We start from the raw sequence: 20391 nt of genomic DNA, 5'->3' as shown, positions 1-20391 counted from the left end.
GTTTTTATGGAAATGATAATTAAATCTATGAATGAGAGTAGTAATCTTTTTAGATGCGTAACAGAGAGCCGGGATAGGTGGAAACCGGTACGATATAAGAAGATGAATGGACTTATGAGTGGTTTCTTGAAATAAGTAGGGAAACTCGGCCGCCACCGTTAAAGGGTAATCGCAAGAATTTTTCATTTCTTGCTTGAGAGGGAAAAATGATGAGTTTTTCCAACTTGAGGTGGCACCGCGGTTTACCGTCCTCTGCAGACACATAATTGTGTTTGCGGGGGATTTTTTTATTGGAATTTCAATATATATACCTTTTTAGAAAAAAATCAAAAACCAGAGGATATGAAAACTCCGGCTCTTGGCCGAAAGGGTTTTCCCTTCCAGGGGTTTATAAGAGCGCATAAGAATCGGGAGGGAATTGAAGGATGAATAATTTGGATGAAAAAAAAATACTCCGTTTCAAAATGGACACAATTGAAGGGGATATCCACACACCCATTGCCATATTTCAGAAATTAGATGGTGACCAGAAGTTTTTATTGGAAAGCTCGAATTCGCATCATGACAACGGCCGCTACTCTTATCTAGGTTCAAAACCTTATCTCGAGGTGACATCACTTGCTGGCCAAGTAAATGTGAAAGATACTGAAACCGGTGATCAAATTGTAAAGAACATGGATATCATCGAGTTTCTAAAAAACGAATTATTAGTGGAGATAGAAGAGGCTCCCATACATCTTCCGCCATTTAACGGTGGTGCAATCGGATATATGGGCTATGATATCGTTCGTCTGTATGAAAATATAGGTCCGGTGCCTCCTGATTCTCTGCAAATGCCTGATGCTCATTTTCTCTTTTATAAAGAACTGTATATATTCGATCATGTTCTGCAAAAAATCCATCTTTTGACTGCGGAAGAAGATAGCGGAAAAAGTTTATTGGGGATGAAGGAAAAAATCAATCAGGCAAGCAAACCGTCAAAGGAAATATCGTCGGAATATTTGGAATTCAAATCGAATTTCAGTCAGGATGAATTCGAGAAAATGGTCCTTGAAGTTAAATCAGCGATAATAGCTGGTGAAGTGTTCCAAGTTGTTTTATCACAAAGGTTCAAAGCGGACTTCGATGGGGAGCCTTTCGATGCCTACCGTCGTTTGCGTTTAGCCAACCCCTCTCCTTATATGTTTTATATAGAATTTGGTGATTATACAATTATTGGGTCGTCTCCTGAAAGTTTGATCAGCGTTTCATCAGGAATGGTTCATGTTAATCCCATTGCCGGTACAAGGCCGAGAGGGAAAACGGATGAAGAAGATAAAGGCTTCGAAAAAAGCCTGCTGATGGATGAAAAGGAACTTGCCGAGCATAAGATGCTTGTTGATTTGGGCAGGAATGATCTTGGCAGGGTTTGCGAAATCGGTTCAATCCACCTTACCGAGGAAATGGAAATTCAAAGATATCAGCATGTCATGCATATTGCTTCGAAGGTTAGCGGAAAGCTTAGGGAAGGTTTCACGAGTTTAGATGCGCTGACGGTCTGCCTCCCTGCCGGAACAGTCTCCGGAGCTCCAAAAATCAGGGCAATGGAGCTGATCAATGAACTGGAAAATTGTAAACGGGGGATGTATTCGGGCTCGATAGGGTTCATTGGTTTTGGAGGGGATCTTGATATGGCTTTAGCGATTCGGACGATGATCATTAAAGATGGCAAGGCCTATGTACAGGCAGGGGCAGGAATTGTATATGATTCAGACCCAAAAACGGAATTTGAAGAAACACAAAATAAAGCACGCGCTTTAATGGAGGTTCACACAAAATGATTTTATTAATTGATAACTATGACTCGTTCACTTATAACCTTTATCAATATTTAGGAGAAGTGGAGAAAGAAATCATAGTAAAAAGGAATGACGAAATCACCCTTGCGGAAATTGAGGAACTGAATCCAATGGCAATTGTCATTTCCCCGGGACCCGGCAGGCCCGAAGATGCTGGTATCAGTATGGAAATCATCCGAAATTTTTATGAGAAGGTTCCGCTATTGGGCATTTGTTTGGGGCATCAGGCCATTGGGGCAGTTTTTGGTGCGAATGTGGTTGGAGCGAAACAAATCATGCATGGGAAAACATCGGTTATCGAACATGATGGAACAGGTGTATTTGCCAAACAGGACTTACAATTCCCGGTAATGCGTTACCATTCCCTTGTAGTTGAAAGGGCGAGTTTGCCAGATGAACTGACTGTGACGGCAGTAGCGATGGATGATGGGGAGATCATGGCCCTGAAACATCAAGAATTCCCGCTTTACGGTTTACAGTTCCACCCTGAATCAATAGGGACGAAAATCGGCAAGGAATTATTACATCAATTTTATGAGATTGCGGGAACCTTCCAATCTGAAAAGGAACAATCCATCCTATAAAACAAAAACGACTGGGGGAGTTAGCGGTGAAGGAGTATTTAGCGAAGTTAGCAGAGCGTCAAACATTGACGGAAGAAGAGATGAGCAGAGCAGCCCAAGCGTTATTTTCCAAAGATATCACTGAAAGCGAGATGGCAGCTTTCATCATTGCCCTAAAATCCAAAGGGGAAACGGCAGGTGAAATAGCAAGCCTTGTCAGAGTCATGAGAAGAGAAGCAAGAAGTGTACGAACAAGCTCTCTTAATGTGATGGATAATTGCGGAACGGGAGGAGATGGGTCACAAAGCTTCAATATAAGTACAGCATCAGCCTTCGTACTTGCCGGGGCCGGTGTCAAGGTTGCCAAACATGGAAACCGCAGCATTTCAAGCAAAACGGGCAGTGCCGATGTATTGGAAGAATTAGGTGTTAATTTGTACTTGGGGCCTGACATGTTAAAAGAACTGTTGGAGGAAAATGGAATCACATTCTTATTTGCCCCATCGGTCCACCCTAATATTGCACGGATAATGAAAGTGAGAAAAGAACTGAAAATCCCGACGATATTTAATCTAATCGGTCCTCTGACAAATCCAGTGCAACTCGACACGCAATTAATGGGAATCAATCGACGTGATATGCTCGAGCTTTTTGCGGAAGTCCTACATAAATTAGGCAGGAAACGCGCGGTCGTGATTAATGGCGCCGGGTTTATGGATGAAGCGAGCCTACAGGGTGAAAATTCACTCGTGCTTTTGGAGCAAGGGGATATCATTCCCTTTACGCTGCACCCTGAAGAAGTGGATCTCCCGGTTTACGGAAATGATGCCATTCGCGGCGGTGACGCCAAACAAAATGCAGATATCATGCTTAGGCTTCTCAAAGGGGAAAAAGGGGCCTATCGTGATACCGTTTTATTGAATGCTGGATTGGGATTATACGCACATGGTACGGCAGCAACGATCAAAAAAGGGATCTCCATGGCTAAAGAAAGCCTTGATAGCGGATCGGCACTTGCGAAGTTAGAAAATCTGATTGCTTATGGCAATAGAAATAAGGTGGTCATGTAATGGAAAATATCTTAACGAAAATCATCGAACAGAAAAAGGCGGAAGTCGCAAAATTAAAAGAAAGGGGCTTAGAAGATTCGGTAATGATCAACATAGTCAGACCATCTTTGGTGGAGAATTTGAAAACGGCGAAATCAATGGCGGTTATCGCGGAAATAAAACGGGCTTCCCCTTCAAAAGGGGATATTAAAATCAATGTAAATCCGATCGAGCAGGCCCTTTCATATGAAAGCGGCGGAGCAGCAGCGATATCCGTATTGACGGATGAGGTTTTCTTTAAAGGATCGATTGCAGATTTGAGAATCGTAAGCGAGGCCATACAGATTCCCAGATTGTGCAAGGATTTCATCATCGATGAAGTCCAAATCGATCGCGCCCATCAAGCTGGTGCCACTATCATTCTATTGATTGTCGCAGCACTTTCTAAAGAGCGCCTTCATGAATTATATCAATATGCAAAAAGAAAAGGGCTTGAAGTATTGACGGAAGTCCATGATGAAGCCGAACTGGAACGGGCTTTAGAGCTGAATGCAGAGTTAATAGGGATTAACAATCGGAATTTAAAGACTTTCAAAGTGGATTTGGCTGTAACGGAACGATTGGCGAAGTTACTTGATCCAAAACGCCATATCATTATCAGTGAAAGTGGAATCAAAACAAAAGAAGACGTGATGCGTGTGAAGGAAGCTGGTGCAAAAGCGATTTTAGTCGGGGAGACACTGATGACTACGTCAAATCTTCCGCACACGATGGCCGAACTGCAAATGAGTATATAAGGAGATTAATATGTTAGTGAAAATCTGTGGGATAAAGACATTGGCAGACGCTCAGACTGCTGTTGAATCTGGGGCAGACTTCATTGGTTTCATTTTTGCCGAGAGTAGCAGGAAGGTTGAGCCAGAGATAGTAGGAGAAATCGTGGCGAATCTAGCTGGACAGGTTAAAAAAGTCGGAGTGTTTGCCAATCAAACTGAACAAGAAGTGATAAAAAGTGCTGAAATCGCAGGGTTGGATTATATTCAGCTTCATGGTAACGAGTCTGCCAGCTTTGCCCGCAGGATGCCTCTACCGGTGATAAAGGCCTTTGCCGTCAATTCAGAGAAAGACCTTGAAAACCTTCATGAATACCCAGCGGATTATCTATTAGTAGATCTTCCTAAGATTTCATCTGCAAAGGGATTGACTTTGGATTGGGATATGATCCGAAAAGCGGATCTGCCACCCGGGAAGGTAATTCTAGCGGGTGGGCTGACTCCGGAAAATGTCAGAAAAGCGATTAATGCCGTTTCACCATTCGCAGTTGACGTAGCCAGCGGCGTTGAAACAAACGGATTAAAAGATGCCGTAAAAATAAAGGCATTTATTAATGAGGCAAAATATACAGCCGGAAAAGAGGAATGAATAGATGAACACTTATACACAGCCTGATAAAACTGGACATTTTGGAGCATATGGAGGCCGTTTCGTTCCGGAAACTTTAATGGCGGCGATTACGGAGCTTGAAGAAGTATATGAACAATCTAAAAATGATCCTGAATTCCAAAGGCAGCTAAATTATTACCTGAAACAATATATCGGTCGGGAAACACCACTTTATTTTGCGGAGAACTTGACAAGGCTTGCTGGAGGTGCAGATATTTATCTGAAGCGAGAAGACTTGAATCATACCGGAGCCCACAAAATAAACAATACGATCGGTCAGGCTTTGCTGACTCAGAAAATGGGCAAGAAAAAGGTTATTGCCGAAACGGGTGCAGGACAGCATGGAGTTGCAACGGCGACTGTGTGTGCTTTGCTGAAGCTGGAATGCATCATCTTTATGGGAGAAGAAGATATCAGGAGACAGAAATTGAATGTATTCAGGATGGAGCTTTTGGGAGCCAAGGTCATATCTGTATCACAAGGAAGCGGGACACTGAAGGATGCAGTGAATGAGGCGTTACGATATTGGGTGGCGAATGTGGATGACACCCACTATATAATGGGATCGGTTCTTGGTCCGCATCCATTCCCCGTTATTGTACGTGATTTTCAAAGCGTGATAGGAAATGAAACAAAGCGTCAATATTCGGAGGCGGTTCATTCCCTACCGGATGCAGTAGTCGCTTGCATAGGCGGAGGAAGTAATGCAATGGGAATGTTTTATCCCTTCATTGAGGATGAAACGGTAAAATTATACGGAGTGGAAGCGGCAGGGCATGGACTTGAAACACCATTACACGCTTCAAGTTTGACTAAGGGGAAACCTGGGGTGCTCCACGGGGCATTCATGTATGTACTGCAGAACGAGGACGGTCAGATCCAGGAGGCACATTCAATTTCAGCAGGGCTGGATTATCCAGGGGTAGGGCCTGAACATAGTTACTTAAAAGATACAAATCGGGTTGAATATACTTCAGTAACCGATGATGAAGCCTTGGAAGCTTTAGCGATGCTTTCCAGGGAGGAAGGGATCATTCCCGCTTTAGAAAGTTCACATGCCATTTCCTACGGTTTAAAGCTTGCTAAAGAAATGGAAAAAGGAACAGGACTCGTAATTTGCCTGTCCGGCCGTGGTGATAAGGATGTTGAAACGGTCCAATCATTGATGGGGGGTAGTGAACATGAATAAATTAACAAATGCGCTTGAAGAATGTCAAACAAAGAAGGAAAAAGCATTCATCCCTTATATAATGGCAGGGGATGGAGGTCTTGAACGGTTAAAGAGCCAGCTTCTTTTCCTTGAAAACAGCGGTGCGACTGCCGTCGAACTAGGTATACCATTCTCTGACCCTGTCGCTGACGGACCGATTATCCAACAAGCCGGCATCAGATCTTTGGAAAATGGAACAACTTTAAAAGATGTCCTGAAAAAAGTAATGGAAATCAAAAATGAAGTGACCATCCCAATTATTTTAATGGGATATACGAATTCAATCCTGGCATATGGACTTAAAGAGTTTACGAATGACTGTCTCCGTGCAGGGATTTCCGGGTGCATCATCCCCGATTTACCGATTGAAGAAGAAGCCATCTTTTCATCAATCAAAACGGCAGGGATCGTTCTTATCCGACTTGTGACCCTCACGTCTTCGAAAGAACGTATCACTGAGATTACTGCAGGGGCGGAGGGATTCATCTATGCAGTTACAGTCAAAGGCATTACGGGTGCCCGTGACGCCTTTGGGGAAGAACTTGGAGGCTATTTGAAGAAGGTAAAAGAGATAAGTCCCGTTCCCGTTCTTGCTGGGTTCGGCATATCGACGCCAGATCATGTCCGTGATGCAGCACAATACTGCGATGGTGTCATTGTCGGCAGCAAGATCATCGAATGCTTGGAAACAGGCAAGGAAGATCAAATTGGTGATTTGATACAAGCAAGCAAAGGAGTAGCGCAGAAATAAGGAAAGGAGAGCCGTCAAGGCTCTCCTTTTTTCTTACCCAGTTTATTTGAAGGCATCCGATATCCAATCCGAATACGAAGCAACTGTGTTTAATTTAATTGATATAAGGGTAAAAGATGTTCAAACGCATCTTGAATGGTTTGAATGAATTCATCATCTTTTAACTTAATAGCGTCATCACGTGAAATTTTTATACCGCAAAGGATTTCGGCTTTTTTTACAGTTTGCAAACGAGTGAACATTGAATTCAAATCATCTACTCCAAGACCACCATGAGTGATGACATCAGGTTTTGTATGGTCCATTGACCAAACATAATGGGAGGGAATGCTTTTCACCAATTGGCCTGCCTGTTGCTCCAGCCGCTTTCCGATTTCAGTTTTATTAGGGGCTTCATAAATCACGGCATACCAGATGAACATATGCGTTTCCCATAACCCGATTTGGAAATGCGGCATCATTTTATAACCTCTGCTATTGGCAGCGAAAGCAACCCAAGTATCTTTAGGAGGATTCACTGACCGTCTGGCATGCTTTGCAACATGAGGGTGCATTTCATCGCCGGTCATAACTGACAGTTTTTGAGAAAAGTGCTCTCCAAGTGCATGTAGTTTGGGCTGGATCCGTTCTTTTAAAGCATCCATGCGCGGTTCCAAACCATCAATTTTAAAAACATCAAAATCATTTGCTGTAAAACTTGCTACATTCATTTTCATCTCTCCTACCGTAATATCTGCACATATTGTAGCATAAGTAAAAGTAAAATTTAAAAAATACGATTTGGATTGGCAATGTAAATTTCCTTATAGGTTATAACACAAATTAGTTGCTATTTGAGGTAGGAAGTCATATGATAAGATAAATTCAGAAAATTACGTTAATTGTTGAAGGGAGAATGTTAATTATGAAACAAGTCATGAACCAAGCATTAAAAGCTAAAGAAGTTGAAAGACATAGAGCTGCAGTGTTAAGGATGGAAATGGACTATGAATTAGCAACCCTTTTTGAAGCTATTGGTGAAGAGAATGACCAAAAGAGGTCACAATGCAAGCAAAGGCTAGAACGCATCCGCTTGGAATTGTTGAAATTGAAAGCCTTGTAAATAATTGGCTGCAGAGATCTTGAAGGAGAATGAATAAAGGAAATGAATCAATTTCAATACAAGGAATTTTATTATAGATGAACGGACACTTTATTTATTAAAAATAATGTGTCCGTTTTTCATTAAATGTCCAATATATAATAAGATAGTATTTTATTTTGTCCGGGTCCCTTTAATAAGGAAGGGAAACGTTAATTCAAATTGGTTTGAAAAGTATTTGTGCTCGCTAGCTCATAATTGCAAAACCGATTATTGGATGGGTGGTTACAAGGAGCCTTCTTTCCTTATATATTTAAAAAAATGGAAAATTTAAGATGTTAAAAACTTGAAGGCAAGCTATATTTGCTTTAATCTTTAGAAGAGGATCATTTTAATGTAGTTTCTGATCACAAAGGACGGGGATATTATAATGGCATCTGTCAAGGAAATGGATACATATGCGAAGTTATGGATGAAAGAAGCGGGTACTAGGCTAAGGGCGTCCTTTGAAACCAAGTTGAATATTGAAATGAAAACGAATCCGAATGATTTGGTTACTAATATGGATAAGGGGATAGAAAAGTTTTTTTGTGAAAAAATCAACGAAGTGTTCCCTGAACACCGCATATTCGGGGAAGAGGGAATGGGTAATGATATTAAAGACTTAAAAGGTACTGTGTGGATCATCGATCCAATTGATGGAACGTTGAATTTCATTCATCAACAGAGGAATTTTGCAATTTCCCTTGGGGTTTATGTGGATGGCATCGGAAAGATCGGCATGGTTTATGATGTCTTTAGCGATGAATTATATCATGCGATTAAGGGGCAAGGAGCATTTCTGAATGATCAAAGGCTGAAATCACTAGAAGAGGCATCAGTAAGCAAAGCGATAATTTCCATAAATGCAAGCTGGGTAACGGAAAACCGAAGGATCGATCCGAATCTTTTGGCACCGCTAGTTCGGGATGCACGAGGGACACGTTCTTATGGCTCCGCAGCATTGGAGCTTGCTTTCGTCGCAGCTGGAAGGATAGATGCATACATAACCATGAGACTCATGCCCTGGGACTTTGCCGGAGGAGTTTTACTGGTTGAGGAAGTGGGCGGGGAAGTTAGTAATATTAAAGGTGACAAATTGGATTTTATAAAAGGTGACTCACTTTTCGTATCTAAACCAGGGCTCCATAAAGAAGTATTCGATAAATACTTATCAGGAAATTCCAGTCATTAGAATCAAGGTCTAGTTGAAAGCAGTACCACAGTTTGGCACGGATGGATTAAAATGTTCATTATGAAATAATTAACAAAAAAAACTCGCTGTCTGTCAGCGAGTTTTTCATATTATAACTTCCCGGCTTCGCGCAATTTCTTCTTCTGAGTGAAACCGAACCCCATGATTCCGCAAAGAATAACGATTGCAGCTAATATTCCAATCAAGCTCTTCTCAGCAATGAAGATGCCAATGGAGCCGATACTTGATGTTGCCAATACCGCTAATATTAAGAAATTCCATTTAATGTTCATTAATATCACCCCTAATATATCTATTGTACATAATTTCTGTATTTGTTTCTAGTATGTTTGTGATATAATATGTAAGCTAATACTAGTGATACGTTATACACAAACTTTTTTAGGAGTGAATTTTTTGAAATTAAGAGAAAATATTCGTAATATAGCCATCATTGCCCACGTTGACCATGGTAAAACGACGTTAGTGGATCAGTTGCTTAAGCAATCTGGTACTTTCCGTGAAAATGAACATGTGGAAGAACGTGCGATGGATTCTAATGCGATTGAAAAAGAACGCGGAATCACGATTCTTGCGAAAAATACAGCAGTTCAATACCAAGATACAAGAATCAATATTTTGGATACACCTGGTCATGCCGACTTTGGTGGTGAAGTGGAACGGATCATGAAAATGGTTGATGGCGTTCTACTTGTTGTTGATGCATATGAAGGTTGTATGCCACAAACTCGCTTCGTGTTGAAAAAAGCATTGGAACAAAAGATTACACCAATCGTTGTCGTGAACAAAATCGATAAAGATTCTGCACGTCCAAATGAAGTGGTAGATGAAGTAATTGACTTATTCATCGAACTTGGAGCTGAAGAAGAACAGTTAGAGTTCCCAGTTGTCTTCACTTCAGGTATTGCTGGTACTGCAAGCTTGGATTCAGATCCTGCTAAACAAGAAAAAGACATGACCCCACTATTCGAAACAATCGTCGAAACGATCCCAGCACCAATTGATAACTCAGATGAACCGCTTCAATTCCAAGTGGCTTTACTTGACTATAATGATTATGTAGGACGTATCGGGGTTGGCCGTGTATTCCGCGGTAAAATGCATGTAGGTCAACAAGTTTCATTAATGAAACTTGATGGGAAGGTTAAACAATTCCGAGTAACGAAAATCTTTGGTTATATTGGCTTGAAGAAAGTTGAAATCCAAGAAGCCGTTGCCGGTGATTTAATTGCCGTTTCAGGTATGGAGGATATTAACGTAGGGGAAACGGTTTGTCCGACTGAACATCCTGAAGCCCTGCCTATCCTGCGTATTGACGAGCCAACATTACAAATGACTTTCCTTGTAAATAACAGCCCATTCGCAGGCCGTGAAGGTAAATTCGTTACAGCTCGTAAAATTGAAGAGCGTTTGAGAAACCAATTGCAGACGGATGTCAGCTTAAGAGTCGAAAATACTGATTCTCCGGATGTTTGGGTTGTTTCAGGCCGTGGGGAGCTTCACCTTTCCATCCTGATCGAAAATATGAGACGTGAAGGTTATGAACTTCAAGTTTCTAAACCGGAAGTTATCGTTCGTTTGATTGATGGTGTCCGTTGTGAGCCAGTTGAACGTGTACAAATCGACGTACCTGAGGAACACACTGGTTCAATCATGGAATCAATGGGAGCCCGTAAAGGTGAATTGTTGGATATGATCAATAGCGGAAGCGGCCAAGTTCGTTTACTGTTCACGATCCCAGCTCGCGGACTTATTGGATATTCAACTGAGTTCTTAACGATTACACGTGGATATGGTATCATGAACCACTCATTTGACAGCTACCAACCAATGGCACAAGGTCAAGTCGGCGGAAGACGTCAAGGTGTACTTGTTTCCATGGAATCAGGAAAAACTACACAATATGGTATTATGCAAGTAGAAGACCGCGGGGTTATTTTCGTTGAGCCAGGTACGGATATTTATGAAGGTATGATTGTCGGGGAACATAACCGTGATAGCGATTTGACTGTCAATATCGTTAAAGCGAAACAAATGACAAATATGCGTTCAGCAAATAAAGACCAAACTTCTTCCATGAAAAAACCAAGAATCATGTCACTTGAAGAAGCTCTAGAATATTTGAATGATGACGAGTACTGTGAAGTAACTCCGGATTCAATCCGTCTTCGTAAAAAAATTCTTGATAAAAACGAACGTGAAAGAGCAGCTAAAAGAAAAAAAGTTGCTGTTGAAGAAAAATAAATAGCAAGAGGAGGAGAAAAGATTGGATATCCAAGAGCGATTATCATTTTTTGCAGCATTGTACAGAGTGGATGAAAATCCTGAAGCGGGAATGTGGTATTTATATTTGACGGTCTTTGGATTATGCATCCTTGTCTATCAGTTAGGTTTTGCCAAAAAGTTACCTTTGCTAAAAAATGTGGTCATTTATGTGGTAATGGCACTTGGATGTACCCTTCTTTCTTTCTTCGCGGTGTTTCTTCCTATGGGGGAAGCATTAGTCATCGCTTCGCTAGTTCTGGGGATTTATCGAATCCGTCTTCATAATTCGAGAAAAGAAGAACAGGCTTAAGATGATGAAATCATTACAGGATGCTTTATACAATTGGTTGACGATCAAAGTTGTCTGTGATGCAAGGCCTGATGATACAGCAGCACGTGATACAGAAATGTTTTTCATGCAGATGCTGAAAGATGATCATCGGGTGATAATCGATTCGGTTTCAAAAACAGAACCTTTTTATTTCGTCGAGTATCTTTTGGGGGGCGTAATGAAAAAGCAGCGTTATCCAATTGAATTGATTGATATCATGTTAGACCAAATACAGTTGGAGCCAGAAAAGTATAAAAATATCGAGTAATGATAAAAAAGGACCGTGCGATATGCGCACGGTCCTTTTTTATATTGCTTTGGGGAGGGAAAGTCCGTAAAAAAGATGTAAGATTGTCCACAAAAAGAAAGCTGTCAAATCAGAAGGAAGGACTGCTTCTGTTTTCGACAGCGCCGATAATGGGAAGTAAAGCATGATTGCCGGAATGATCGTGAAAAAAGCAAGTGTGTATTTGTTCCAATTCCTGAAAATCTTCAAAGGACGAAGAATATAAACGTAACTGAACGTAATTGCCAGTGAGAAAAGGAGATGGAAAAAGAATAATGTTGCCTCACCCCAGGAAACAGCTCCGATTACAGGAAGGAAATCCACATTCAATAGGAGATTATACACTTGTTTACCGGAAAACATTTCGACCCACTTCATTATCAATCCAAGCAGAATTCCATTGATGAGACCAATCAGGGAAACTTTATAATGTATTTTACCATTCATCTTCATTTTTGATTGTCCGGTAAAGACGGAAGTTCCCGGTTGCAATCCGTTCGTTCGTACGCTCTTCTATGCGTTGGTTGCATGTATTGCACATATAGGTATGTATAGGGCGGTTGCGAAGTTTCTTAGCTTCTGGGCTATCATCAGGTATAGATTCAATTTGATCGCATATTACACATTTAACCTTCATATTAGTTGAACCTCACTTCAATTTGAATATGCTTTTAAGTATACCAATATTTTTATGGTAAAACGAGGATAAAGTGAAACTAACATATGAACGGTAACGATACTTGGTTCATGGTGGATAAATACAAAAACCCGAAGATTGACTTCGGGTTAGGAATATTCATTCTTTAAAGTGATTGGATTGATCATTTTGCTCTTTATCGAGTTCTTTTCTTTCCGTTTCATCATCAAGTTTATTTTTTTCCTTTTCAATGCTCTTGGACGGTGTTGGGGTTAAAATATCACCAGGAACCTCAGGAATCACCCGACTTGTGATGTCAGCCAGTTCATTTAGTATCCCAGTTACCGGTTTACCGTCTTTAATGTCTCTGGCCACCTCCCTGATCCGCTCATTTATATCCGGGTCAGCGACGATGAGGGCATTTGCGCCATCAGGATCATGTTTTAAAGTTTCACCAACTGAGTATTTTATCGTTCCGACCTGTGACCGCTCAATATCTTGGTCGATATCTATTCCGACGATGGCATATTTGCCAAGTACGACTGCGGAGGCATCGTTCACCTCAGGAATGGATTTAGCTAAACCGGTGAGTCTTTCCGCTGTTTGCTGACCTGTATTTCTGTCTGCTTCCTCAATGGTCGAGTTATTGACTTTCGTTAAATTGTTTTTCGCATTATTTTCGGACACTTCATTTTTATTATCCATTGAGCAACCTGTCATCAACAGAACAGCAGCGAGCGACAACATGAATTTTTGCAATGTGTAGCCTCCTTAATGTTTTTTGTAGGTTCCAGCATTTCCACCAATGACAGGTCTGATTCAGGTAAGTATTAAATGCAGCCAAACATATTGTCATCAACATAGGGGATAGCATTTTTTGCTGGAAGTTTTCTTTATAGTCTGTAAATGTTCTTCTATCTTTATGCAAAGGAACATATATTTTATCAACAGTCTCGTCCGCTACATAACTTCTGAGTGTAGTAAATGGTAAGGCATATCCTAAAGAGCAGGCAGGAGGCGTCATATTGGGGAAAAAAATCTATGTTTTAGATACGAATGTCCTGTTGCAGGATCCGTACTCGATTTATTCATTCGAAGATAATGAAGTTGTCATTCCGGCAGTCGTATTAGAAGAATTGGATTCTAAAAAACGGTATATGGATGAAATCGGAAGAAATGCCAGGCAAGTATCGAAATTGATCGATGGCTTTCGTGAAAAAGGGAAGCTACATCAGAGCATTCCGCTTCATAATGGTGGCAGCATTAGGATTGAACTCAACCACCGTTCATTTCATAAGCTCCAGGAAATTTTTGTGGAGAAAACGAATGATAACAGGATATTGGCAGTCGCGAAAAACTTATCTTTGGAAGAAGAGACAAAGGAAGAGGGAAAAACGGTCATTTTGGTAAGTAAAGATACTCTCGTCAGGGTTAAAGCTGATGCCATCGGACTTGAGGCAGAGGACTTTTTAAATGATCGTGTCGTAGAACTGGACCATATATACGCTGGGCACAAAGAAGTGTTTGTATCGATTGATAATCTGAATAAGTTTTATGAAAAAAGTTTTCTGCCACTGGAGGAACTGACAAAGGATTCATATTATCCAAATCAATTCCTGTTGATGAAGGACACGCTGGGGAGTTCAGCTTCGGCGATTGGGATAGTGGATGAGAATTGCAGGCTAGTCAAGAAATTGATGTATGAAGGGGAGCATATTTGGGGAATTAAACCGAGAAATGTCCAGCAGACGATGGCCCTTGATTTATTGCTTCGTTCGGATATCAAGCTTGTGACGCTCATTGGTAAGGCGGGGACAGGCAAGACTTTATTGGCATTGGCTACTGGATTGATGCAAACTGAAGATTTGTCACAATATAAGAAACTTCTGGTTGCCAGGCCGATTGTTCCTGTCGGTAAAGATATTGGTTATCTGCCAGGAGAAAAAGAAGAAAAATTAAGACCTTGGATGCAGCCTATTTTCGATAATCTCCAATTTTTGTTCAATACGAAAAAACCTGGGGAATTGGATGCCATTCTAGCTGGCATGAGTTCGATTGAAGTGGAAGCCCTGACCTATATCAGGGGAAGGAGCATCCCGGATCAGTTCATCATCATCGATGAAGCGCAGAACTTGACAAAACATGAGGTCAAGACCATCTTGACGAGAGTCGGGGAGCGGAGCAAAATTGTATTAATGGGGGATCCGGAGCAAATAGATCACCCTTATTTAGATGAATATAATAATGGTTTGACCTATGTGGTGGAAAAATTCAAGACAGAACGCATTGCCGGCCATGTTAAATTGATAAAAGGGGAAAGATCTGGATTGGCCCAGCTCGCAGCTACGCTTTTATAATCTTATCGGCAAGGGATGTCCCTTGCCGATTGCTCTGAAGTTTTCGGTAAAGAATGGACTAAGTCTTATTTAACAGTGAAAGACCGTACATTTTTTATCGGATCATTGATATTGGAAGCGTCCCCGAAATAAATTTCCATAGGGCCGCCCTCAGATATTTTAAGCGGCTTTCCATCCTTGGAAAAGCCCAGGAAAAATTCAAGTGCCGTTTCCAACGGGAATGTAAGCTCCTCATCATCGGTTGTAACGATGACTTCAGTTACCCCATTTTCTGGTTCGGCATTTTTTAAAAAAGGTTCAAAAGGGATGCCGAAAGTCCCTTCCAGCAATCTTTGCTTCTCGAACTTTCGTTCCGTTTTTATTGTGGGCGGCATGATTGCGCCTTCCTGTATTTCTTTTTGCCAATGTTTGGAGGCAGCAATTGTATATTCTTCTAATTCATTGACTTGGACTCTTTCAGCGTGGAAATATGTATCAATTTCAACTTTACGGTCGTCAAAAATCCATACTCCAGGATCCAGCGTAATTGGATATTTCACTTTTCCGTTTATAAATACGATAGGTTCCAAATATCTCATTCCTTTCTGGTGCTCTTTAATGATTATAATCAATTATAATTGAAATGTCACATCTACACGATGGTGAACAATTTCCATGGCTTGATATATTCATTTGAGGGGTGGGAGTGATATCCCGATGGCAAATTGTTTGTCAATGTCCTTGCTTTTTCACAAAACTAAAGGTAGAATTTAGAGATAAGATTTAATCGCTCTGAGCGGGGGGATTTAACATGGCATCTGATATGCTTGTCAATCATCGAGAAAAAGCTTATGCTTTATTAAAAGCAGATGCTGACAAGATTCTAAAACTGATAAAAGTTCAAATGGAAAATCTCACTATGCCTCAATGTCCTTTATATGAAGAGGTACTTGATACACAAATGTTCGGCCTATCACGAGAAATTGATTTTGCCGTACGCTTAGGTTTGGTAGAGGAAACCGAGGGTAAATCCCTTTTGGAGGCCCTTGAACAAGAATTGTCAGTTTTGCATGAAGCATCATTAAAAAAATAATAGATAAAACATACTAACTCAAACAAATCTCGATGATTGTTTGAGTTTTTTATTTATGTACTTAATTAATTGATAGTGTTATACTATATTCAATAATGACATACTAATTGATCCGCAGAAGCTCAATTGTGTTTTTTTATTTTTGTTTTTTTTATTTTTTTGAATTTTCGCTGAAATTTTTGGTGGTTATGATCAGATTTCAAATTTCTCTATCAATCATTAAGTATCTGGGATTTTTAAATCGAATGCCGTTGATTAACAATGGGACGTTAGTCGGAAAGGCGGAGCTAATTCCTTGTTTTTATATACGAATATATGTAATTTTTTATTTTTTTATTGTATTCAGTTAATTTTAGTATTATGGTTATATTAATTGAATGTTAAGTCAAATCGATAATATATTATTATAGCTAAATTTTCATTTGCTATTGGTGTAAGGCTCTTTTTAGTCTTTATCGGATGTAAAAAACGAAAATATAAAATATATCGAAATAATTACATCCGCGTTAAAATGAGCTGATCAGATTGGTCTCCTTGGTTGGGATATAAATTCTTGAATAAAAAGTGGTGAAAGTCTTTCACGCTTTTTTTCTATATATTCAATAAAAATACATATTGATTAGGGTGGTAGCAATGGGGAAACGTATAGAAAAAGTACTTGCGGCAAATCGTGGAGAAATAGCGATACGGATTTTTCGGGCATGTACGGAATTAGACATTCACACAGTTGCAATCTATTCAAAGGAAGATTATGGTTCTTATCACCGATATAAAGCGGATGAGGCATATTTGGTTGGGGAAGGCAAAAAGCCGATTGATGCATACCTGGATATTGAAGGCATAATTGCGATCGCCAAAATGAGCGGAGTCGATGCGATTCATCCCGGTTATGGTTTTCTTTCAGAAAATATTGAATTTGCGAAACGCTGTGAGGAAGAAGGCATAATCTTCATCGGACCAGAATCAAGGCACCTAGATATGTTTGGTGACAAAGTAAAAGCCAGAACACAAGCTGAACTGGCTGATATTCCGGTTATCCCTGGTAGCGATGGACCGGTGACCAGTGTTGAAGAAGTAAAGGAATTTGGTGAACAATACGGCTTTCCAATTATCATAAAAGCCTCTTTAGGCGGCGGCGGGCGCGGAATGCGGATTGTCGAAAAAATCGAAGAAGTTGAAGAGGCTTATGATCGCGCAAAATCAGAAGCTAAAGCAGCTTTTGGTAATGATGAAGTCTATGTAGAGAGATTCATTCAAAACCCGAAGCATATAGAAGTTCAGATTTTGGCTGATACTCATGGAAATATCGTCCATTTATATGAACGTGACTGTTCCGTTCAGAGACGGCATCAAAAAGTTGTGGAAGTGGCACCTTCCGTTTCCCTTTCCGAGGATTTAAGGGAAAGGATTTGTGAGGCAGCCGTCAAGTTGGCAAAAAATATTGATTATGTAAACGCCGGTACGGTCGAATTCCTTGTCGCAAATGGCGAATTTTACTTTATTGAAGTCAATCCACGGGTCCAGGTTGAGCATACCATTACTGAAATGATTACGGGCATTGATATCGTTCAATCCCAAATAATGGTAGCGGAAGGGCATGAACTCCATGGCAAAAAGATTGGGATTCCCGAACAGTCAGGAATCAAAACACATGGATATGCGATTCAATCACGGGTGACGACTGAGGATCCGTTGAATAATTTCATGCCTGATACCGGGAAAATGATGGTTTACCGTTCCGGTGGGGGATTCGGTGTTCGTCTGGACGCTGGTAATGGATTCCAAGGTGCGGTCATCACACCATATTATGATTCACTTCTCGTTAAACTTTCAACACATGCGCTTTCATTTGAACAGGCGGCATCAAAAATGGTGCGTAACCTAAAGGAATTCAGGATTCGTGGAATTAAAACGAATATTCCATTCCTTGAAAATGTTGTAAAACATGAGAATTTCATTAATGGCGAATACGATACTTCCTTTATTGATTCAACACCGGAACTATTTACGTTCCCAGTCCGAAAAGACCGTGGGACAAAAATGCTTTCATATATCGGAAATGTGACCGTGAATGGATTCCCGGGAGTCGAGAAAAAGAAAAAACCTGTTTTTGATCCAGCTCCAATTCCGAATGTTGGTGGCCTGCCGCTTATCTCGGGTACAAAAAATATACTTGAGGAGCAAGGTGCAGAGGGACTGGTCAATTGGATCAAAGAACAGAAAGAGGTATTGATCACCGATACGACTTTCCGCGATGCACATCAATCTTTACTTGCGACGAGAATCAGGTCGAAAGATATCCTTGATATCGCTGAGCCTACAGCAAAACTGCTTCCTGATTTATTTTCAATGGAAATGTGGGGCGGGGCAACTTTTGATGTCGCGTATCGATTCTTGAAAGAAGATCCATGGGACAGGCTGATCAGTTTCAGGAAAAAAGCACCTAATGTCCTATTACAAATGCTTTTAAGGGCTTCAAATGCAGTTGGTTATAAAAATTACCCTGATAATGTCATTCGTGAATTCGTAGAGAAATCAGCGGGTGCAGGCATTGATGTTTTCCGTATCTTCGACAGTTTAAACTGGGTTAAAGGGATGGAATTGGCCATTGATGCAGTTCGTCAATCCGGCAAAATTGCGGAAGCGGCCATTTGTTATACCGGGGATTTGAATGATTCATCACGCAGCAAGTATAATATCGACTACTATAAAAATATGGCAGTGGAATTAGAACATGCCGGTGCCCATATTTTAGCGATCAAGGATATGGCAGGACTTTTGAAACCGGAAGCGGCTTACCGCCTTGTATCGGAACTGAAAGAATCGACATCACTTCCGATCCATCTGCATACTCATGACACAAGCGGAAATGGAATTTACATGTATTCGAAAGCGATCGAAGCTGGTGTGGATATCGTTGATACGGCGATTGGTTCTTTAGCTGGACTGACTTCGCAGCCAAGTGTACAAACACTTCATTATGCGCTGGAGGGGTCAAGCAGACAGCCTAAATTGGAAGTCGATTCACTAGAGCGTTTAGGAGAATACTGGGGAGAGGTCAGGAAATTCTATCATGACTTCGAAAGCGGCATGAATGCTCCTCATACCGAAGTTTACAAACACGAAATGCCGGGCGGTCAATATAGCAATTTGCAGCAGCAAGCTAAAGCAGTGGGGTTGGGGGACCGTTGGCATGAAGTGAAAGAAATGTACCAGCGTGTCAATGTAATGTTCGGCGATATCGTTAAAGTAACTCCTTCATCCAAAGTTGTTGGGGACATGGCTTTATTCATGGTTCAAAATAACCTGTCTGAAGGAGATGTTCTGACAAAAGGCAAATCCATCGATTTCCCTGATTCAGTTATAGAGTTATTCGAAGGCTATCTAGGTCAGCCAGTTGGAGGATTTCCTAAAGAGCTTCAGGAAGTTATCCTGAAAGGGAAGAAACCTATAACAGTAAGACCGGGTGAATTATTGGAAGAAGTGGATTTTGCAGCTCTTAAAGAAGAATTATTCAAGGAATTGGGACGGGCAGTCACTGATTTCGATGTGCTTGCATATGCCCTATATCCAAAAGTATTCTTGGACTACAATAAAACGATTGAGCTATTTGGTGATGTTTCCAACCTCGATACCGCAACTTTCTTATATGGAATGAGGCTGGGGGAAGAGATCGAAGTTGAAATTGAAAAGGGTAAAACGCTCATCGTAAAATTGGTTTCAATCGGTCAGCCATTGGCTGATGGAACACGAGTCGTTTATTTTGAGTTGAATGGTCAATCACGTGAAGTGATCATCAAGGATGAAAACATTAAATCTTCCGTTGTATCAAAAATGAAAGCTGACCCTAAAAATAAAGAACAACTCGGTGCGACAATGCCAGGTACGGTTATTCGTGTAGTGGTCGAGAAAGGCGATCAGGTCAAGCAAGGGGATCACCTGATCATTACGGAAGCGATGAAAATGGAAACTACCGTGCAAGCACCATTCTCCGGGACCATCAAGGATATTTATGTAAAAGATGGAGAAGCGATCAGTACTGGAGACTTATTGCTTGAAATAACCAAGTAATATCGCTGACTGTGACCTTGTGAATGATTTGGGGCATATAGGGTAGGCTTGAGGTTTTAAGCTGCCCTATACCCTCTTTTTAGGCAGTGTACGGTCATTGAACTTCACTATAAGATAAAACAAAACCACCATTCCCGGGAATGGTGGTTTTGTTTTATCTTAATTATATTATTGATTGAACA

General features: G+C 40.8%; 21 protein-coding genes and 1 other annotated feature. Of the genes, 15 read left to right on the top strand and 6 right to left on the bottom strand.

Translation table 11 applies throughout. The annotated features are described in order from the left end of the window. Positions 1-18: 18 nt before the first annotated feature. Positions 19-256, top strand: a binding site (T-box leader). Positions 257-425: 169 nt separating this feature from the next. The 7 genes from trpE to trpA are packed head-to-tail and all read left to right on the top strand — an operon-like array spanning position 426 to position 6854. Further along, complete coding sequence (trpE, locus tag ACFRAK_RS06025) at positions 426-1820, top strand: anthranilate synthase component I (RefSeq protein WP_394571417.1); 1395 nt, start codon at positions 426-428, stop codon at positions 1818-1820. Next, a complete protein-coding gene (locus ACFRAK_RS06020; protein WP_387599647.1) occupies positions 1817-2422 on the top strand; it encodes an anthranilate synthase component II in 606 nt (201 codons plus the stop codon). Before trpE ends, ACFRAK_RS06020 begins: the two co-directional genes overlap by 4 nt. A 26-nt stretch (positions 2423-2448) precedes the next feature. Next, entirely contained in the window at positions 2449-3471 is a 1023-nt protein-coding gene (gene trpD, locus ACFRAK_RS06015; RefSeq protein WP_387599650.1) for an anthranilate phosphoribosyltransferase, read from the top strand. Next, the gene (gene trpC / locus ACFRAK_RS06010) at positions 3471-4247 is read left to right on the top strand and encodes an indole-3-glycerol phosphate synthase TrpC (RefSeq protein WP_387599653.1); all 777 of its coding nucleotides are present in this window, start codon (positions 3471-3473) and stop codon (positions 4245-4247) included. The genes trpD and trpC overlap by 1 nt, the downstream gene beginning before the upstream one ends. Before the next feature lie 10 nt (positions 4248-4257). Further along, entirely contained in the window at positions 4258-4872 is a 615-nt protein-coding gene (locus ACFRAK_RS06005) for a phosphoribosylanthranilate isomerase (protein WP_387599656.1), read from the top strand. 4 nt (positions 4873-4876) lie between these two features. Further along, positions 4877-6082, top strand: a complete 1206-nt coding sequence (gene trpB, locus ACFRAK_RS06000) for a tryptophan synthase subunit beta (protein ID WP_260284163.1) — start codon at positions 4877-4879, stop codon at positions 6080-6082. Beyond that, positions 6075-6854, top strand: a complete 780-nt coding sequence (gene trpA / locus ACFRAK_RS05995) for a tryptophan synthase subunit alpha (RefSeq protein ID WP_260284164.1) — start codon at positions 6075-6077, stop codon at positions 6852-6854. Before trpB ends, trpA begins: the two co-directional genes overlap by 8 nt. 89 nt (positions 6855-6943) lie before the next feature. On the opposite strand, the gene ACFRAK_RS05990 is transcribed toward trpA, so the two are convergent. Then, complete coding sequence (locus ACFRAK_RS05990; RefSeq protein WP_387599660.1) at positions 6944-7564, bottom strand: YktB family protein; 621 nt, start codon at positions 7562-7564, stop codon at positions 6944-6946. 194 nt (positions 7565-7758) lie between these two features. On the opposite strand from ACFRAK_RS05990, the gene ACFRAK_RS05985 reads away from it, so the two are divergent. Both ACFRAK_RS05985 and ACFRAK_RS05980 read left to right on the top strand, forming a co-directional pair. Then, positions 7759-7956: a hypothetical protein gene (locus ACFRAK_RS05985; protein ID WP_034314018.1), complete on the top strand. Its 198-nt coding sequence runs from the start codon at positions 7759-7761 to the stop codon at positions 7954-7956. A gap of 409 nt (positions 7957-8365) precedes the next feature. Further along, the gene (locus tag ACFRAK_RS05980) at positions 8366-9169 is read left to right on the top strand and encodes an inositol monophosphatase family protein (RefSeq protein ID WP_394571416.1); all 804 of its coding nucleotides are present in this window, start codon (positions 8366-8368) and stop codon (positions 9167-9169) included. 110 nt (positions 9170-9279) lie between these two features. On the opposite strand, the gene ACFRAK_RS05975 is transcribed toward ACFRAK_RS05980, so the two are convergent. Beyond that, the gene (locus ACFRAK_RS05975) at positions 9280-9462 is read right to left on the bottom strand and encodes a YlaF family protein (RefSeq protein WP_034314013.1); all 183 of its coding nucleotides are present in this window, start codon (positions 9460-9462) and stop codon (positions 9280-9282) included. A 124-nt stretch (positions 9463-9586) separates the two neighbouring features. Between ACFRAK_RS05975 and typA the strand changes: the two genes are divergently transcribed. From typA to ACFRAK_RS05960, 3 genes are read left to right on the top strand one after another with little or no spacing between them, the layout of a single operon-like run. Then, the gene (gene typA / locus ACFRAK_RS05970; protein WP_387706429.1) at positions 9587-11434 is read left to right on the top strand and encodes a translational GTPase TypA; all 1848 of its coding nucleotides are present in this window, start codon (positions 9587-9589) and stop codon (positions 11432-11434) included. A 22-nt stretch (positions 11435-11456) separates the two neighbouring features. Further along, positions 11457-11765: a YlaH-like family protein gene (locus tag ACFRAK_RS05965; RefSeq protein ID WP_034314008.1), complete on the top strand. Its 309-nt coding sequence runs from the start codon at positions 11457-11459 to the stop codon at positions 11763-11765. A gap of 4 nt (positions 11766-11769) precedes the next feature. Next, on the top strand, positions 11770-12054 hold the full coding sequence (locus ACFRAK_RS05960; protein WP_387600267.1) for a hypothetical protein: 285 nt from the start codon (positions 11770-11772) through the stop codon (positions 12052-12054). A 39-nt stretch (positions 12055-12093) separates the two neighbouring features. On the opposite strand, the gene ACFRAK_RS05955 is transcribed toward ACFRAK_RS05960, so the two are convergent. The 3 genes from ACFRAK_RS05955 to ACFRAK_RS05945 form a co-directional block, all read right to left on the bottom strand. Then, positions 12094-12525 carry a hypothetical protein gene (locus ACFRAK_RS05955; RefSeq protein WP_387599666.1) on the bottom strand — a complete coding sequence of 144 codons (432 nt, stop codon included), beginning with the start codon at positions 12523-12525 and terminating at the stop codon, positions 12094-12096. Continuing rightward, entirely contained in the window at positions 12509-12709 is a 201-nt protein-coding gene (locus tag ACFRAK_RS05950; RefSeq protein WP_072272690.1) for a YlaI family protein, read from the bottom strand. The genes ACFRAK_RS05955 and ACFRAK_RS05950 overlap by 17 nt, the downstream gene beginning before the upstream one ends. Positions 12710-12868: 159 nt before the next feature. After that, positions 12869-13468 (bottom strand): YhcN/YlaJ family sporulation lipoprotein, encoded by a 600-nt coding sequence (locus ACFRAK_RS05945; protein ID WP_387599669.1) that lies wholly within the window; start codon positions 13466-13468, stop codon positions 12869-12871. 266 nt (positions 13469-13734) lie between these two features. Here ACFRAK_RS05945 and ACFRAK_RS05940 point away from each other — a divergent pair, with 266 nt between their 5' ends. Next, entirely contained in the window at positions 13735-15066 is a 1332-nt protein-coding gene (locus ACFRAK_RS05940) for a PhoH family protein (RefSeq protein WP_387599671.1), read from the top strand. 65 nt (positions 15067-15131) lie between these two features. On the opposite strand, the gene ACFRAK_RS05935 is transcribed toward ACFRAK_RS05940, so the two are convergent. Continuing rightward, complete coding sequence (locus ACFRAK_RS05935; RefSeq protein ID WP_076366738.1) at positions 15132-15635, bottom strand: hypothetical protein; 504 nt, start codon at positions 15633-15635, stop codon at positions 15132-15134. Between the two features lie 221 nt (positions 15636-15856). Between ACFRAK_RS05935 and ACFRAK_RS05930 the strand changes: the two genes are divergently transcribed. Beyond that, positions 15857-16138, top strand: coding sequence for an Fpa/YlaN family protein (locus ACFRAK_RS05930; protein WP_098371113.1), 282 nt, complete (start codon positions 15857-15859; stop codon positions 16136-16138). Positions 16139-16771: 633 nt separating this feature from the next. Then, positions 16772-20209, top strand: a complete 3438-nt coding sequence (gene pyc / locus ACFRAK_RS05925) for a pyruvate carboxylase (RefSeq protein ID WP_387599676.1) — start codon at positions 16772-16774, stop codon at positions 20207-20209. Positions 20210-20391: the final 182 nt, after the last annotated feature.

It is taken from the genome of Peribacillus sp. NPDC056705, assembly GCF_043656335.1.
The sequence above is the reverse complement of the archived record's forward strand: the minus strand, read 5'-3'. Positions and strand labels throughout refer to the sequence as shown.

Excerpts from the sequence above, each read along its gene's own strand:
- trpE (WP_394571417.1), top strand. The coding sequence starts at position 426 with ATGAATAATTTGGATGAAAAAAAAATACTCCGTTTCAAAATGGACACA.
- ACFRAK_RS06020 (WP_387599647.1), top strand. The coding sequence starts at position 1,817 with ATGATTTTATTAATTGATAACTATGACTCGTTCACTTATAACCTTTAT.
- trpC (WP_387599653.1), top strand. The coding sequence starts at position 3,471 with ATGGAAAATATCTTAACGAAAATCATCGAACAGAAAAAGGCGGAAGTC.
- ACFRAK_RS06005 (WP_387599656.1), top strand. The coding sequence starts at position 4,258 with ATGTTAGTGAAAATCTGTGGGATAAAGACATTGGCAGACGCTCAGACT.
- trpB (WP_260284163.1), top strand. The coding sequence starts at position 4,877 with ATGAACACTTATACACAGCCTGATAAAACTGGACATTTTGGAGCATAT.
- trpA (WP_260284164.1), top strand. The coding sequence starts at position 6,075 with ATGAATAAATTAACAAATGCGCTTGAAGAATGTCAAACAAAGAAGGAA.
- ACFRAK_RS05990 (WP_387599660.1), bottom strand. The coding sequence starts at position 7,564 with ATGAATGTAGCAAGTTTTACAGCAAATGATTTTGATGTTTTTAAAATT.
- ACFRAK_RS05985 (WP_034314018.1), top strand. The coding sequence starts at position 7,759 with ATGAAACAAGTCATGAACCAAGCATTAAAAGCTAAAGAAGTTGAAAGA.
- ACFRAK_RS05980 (WP_394571416.1), top strand. The coding sequence starts at position 8,366 with ATGGCATCTGTCAAGGAAATGGATACATATGCGAAGTTATGGATGAAA.
- ACFRAK_RS05975 (WP_034314013.1), bottom strand. The coding sequence starts at position 9,462 with ATGAACATTAAATGGAATTTCTTAATATTAGCGGTATTGGCAACATCA.
- ACFRAK_RS05960 (WP_387600267.1), top strand. The coding sequence starts at position 11,770 with ATGAAATCATTACAGGATGCTTTATACAATTGGTTGACGATCAAAGTT.
- ACFRAK_RS05955 (WP_387599666.1), bottom strand. The coding sequence starts at position 12,525 with ATGAAGATGAATGGTAAAATACATTATAAAGTTTCCCTGATTGGTCTC.
- ACFRAK_RS05950 (WP_072272690.1), bottom strand. The coding sequence starts at position 12,709 with ATGAAGGTTAAATGTGTAATATGCGATCAAATTGAATCTATACCTGAT.
- ACFRAK_RS05930 (WP_098371113.1), top strand. The coding sequence starts at position 15,857 with ATGGCATCTGATATGCTTGTCAATCATCGAGAAAAAGCTTATGCTTTA.
- pyc (WP_387599676.1), top strand. The coding sequence starts at position 16,772 with ATGGGGAAACGTATAGAAAAAGTACTTGCGGCAAATCGTGGAGAAATA.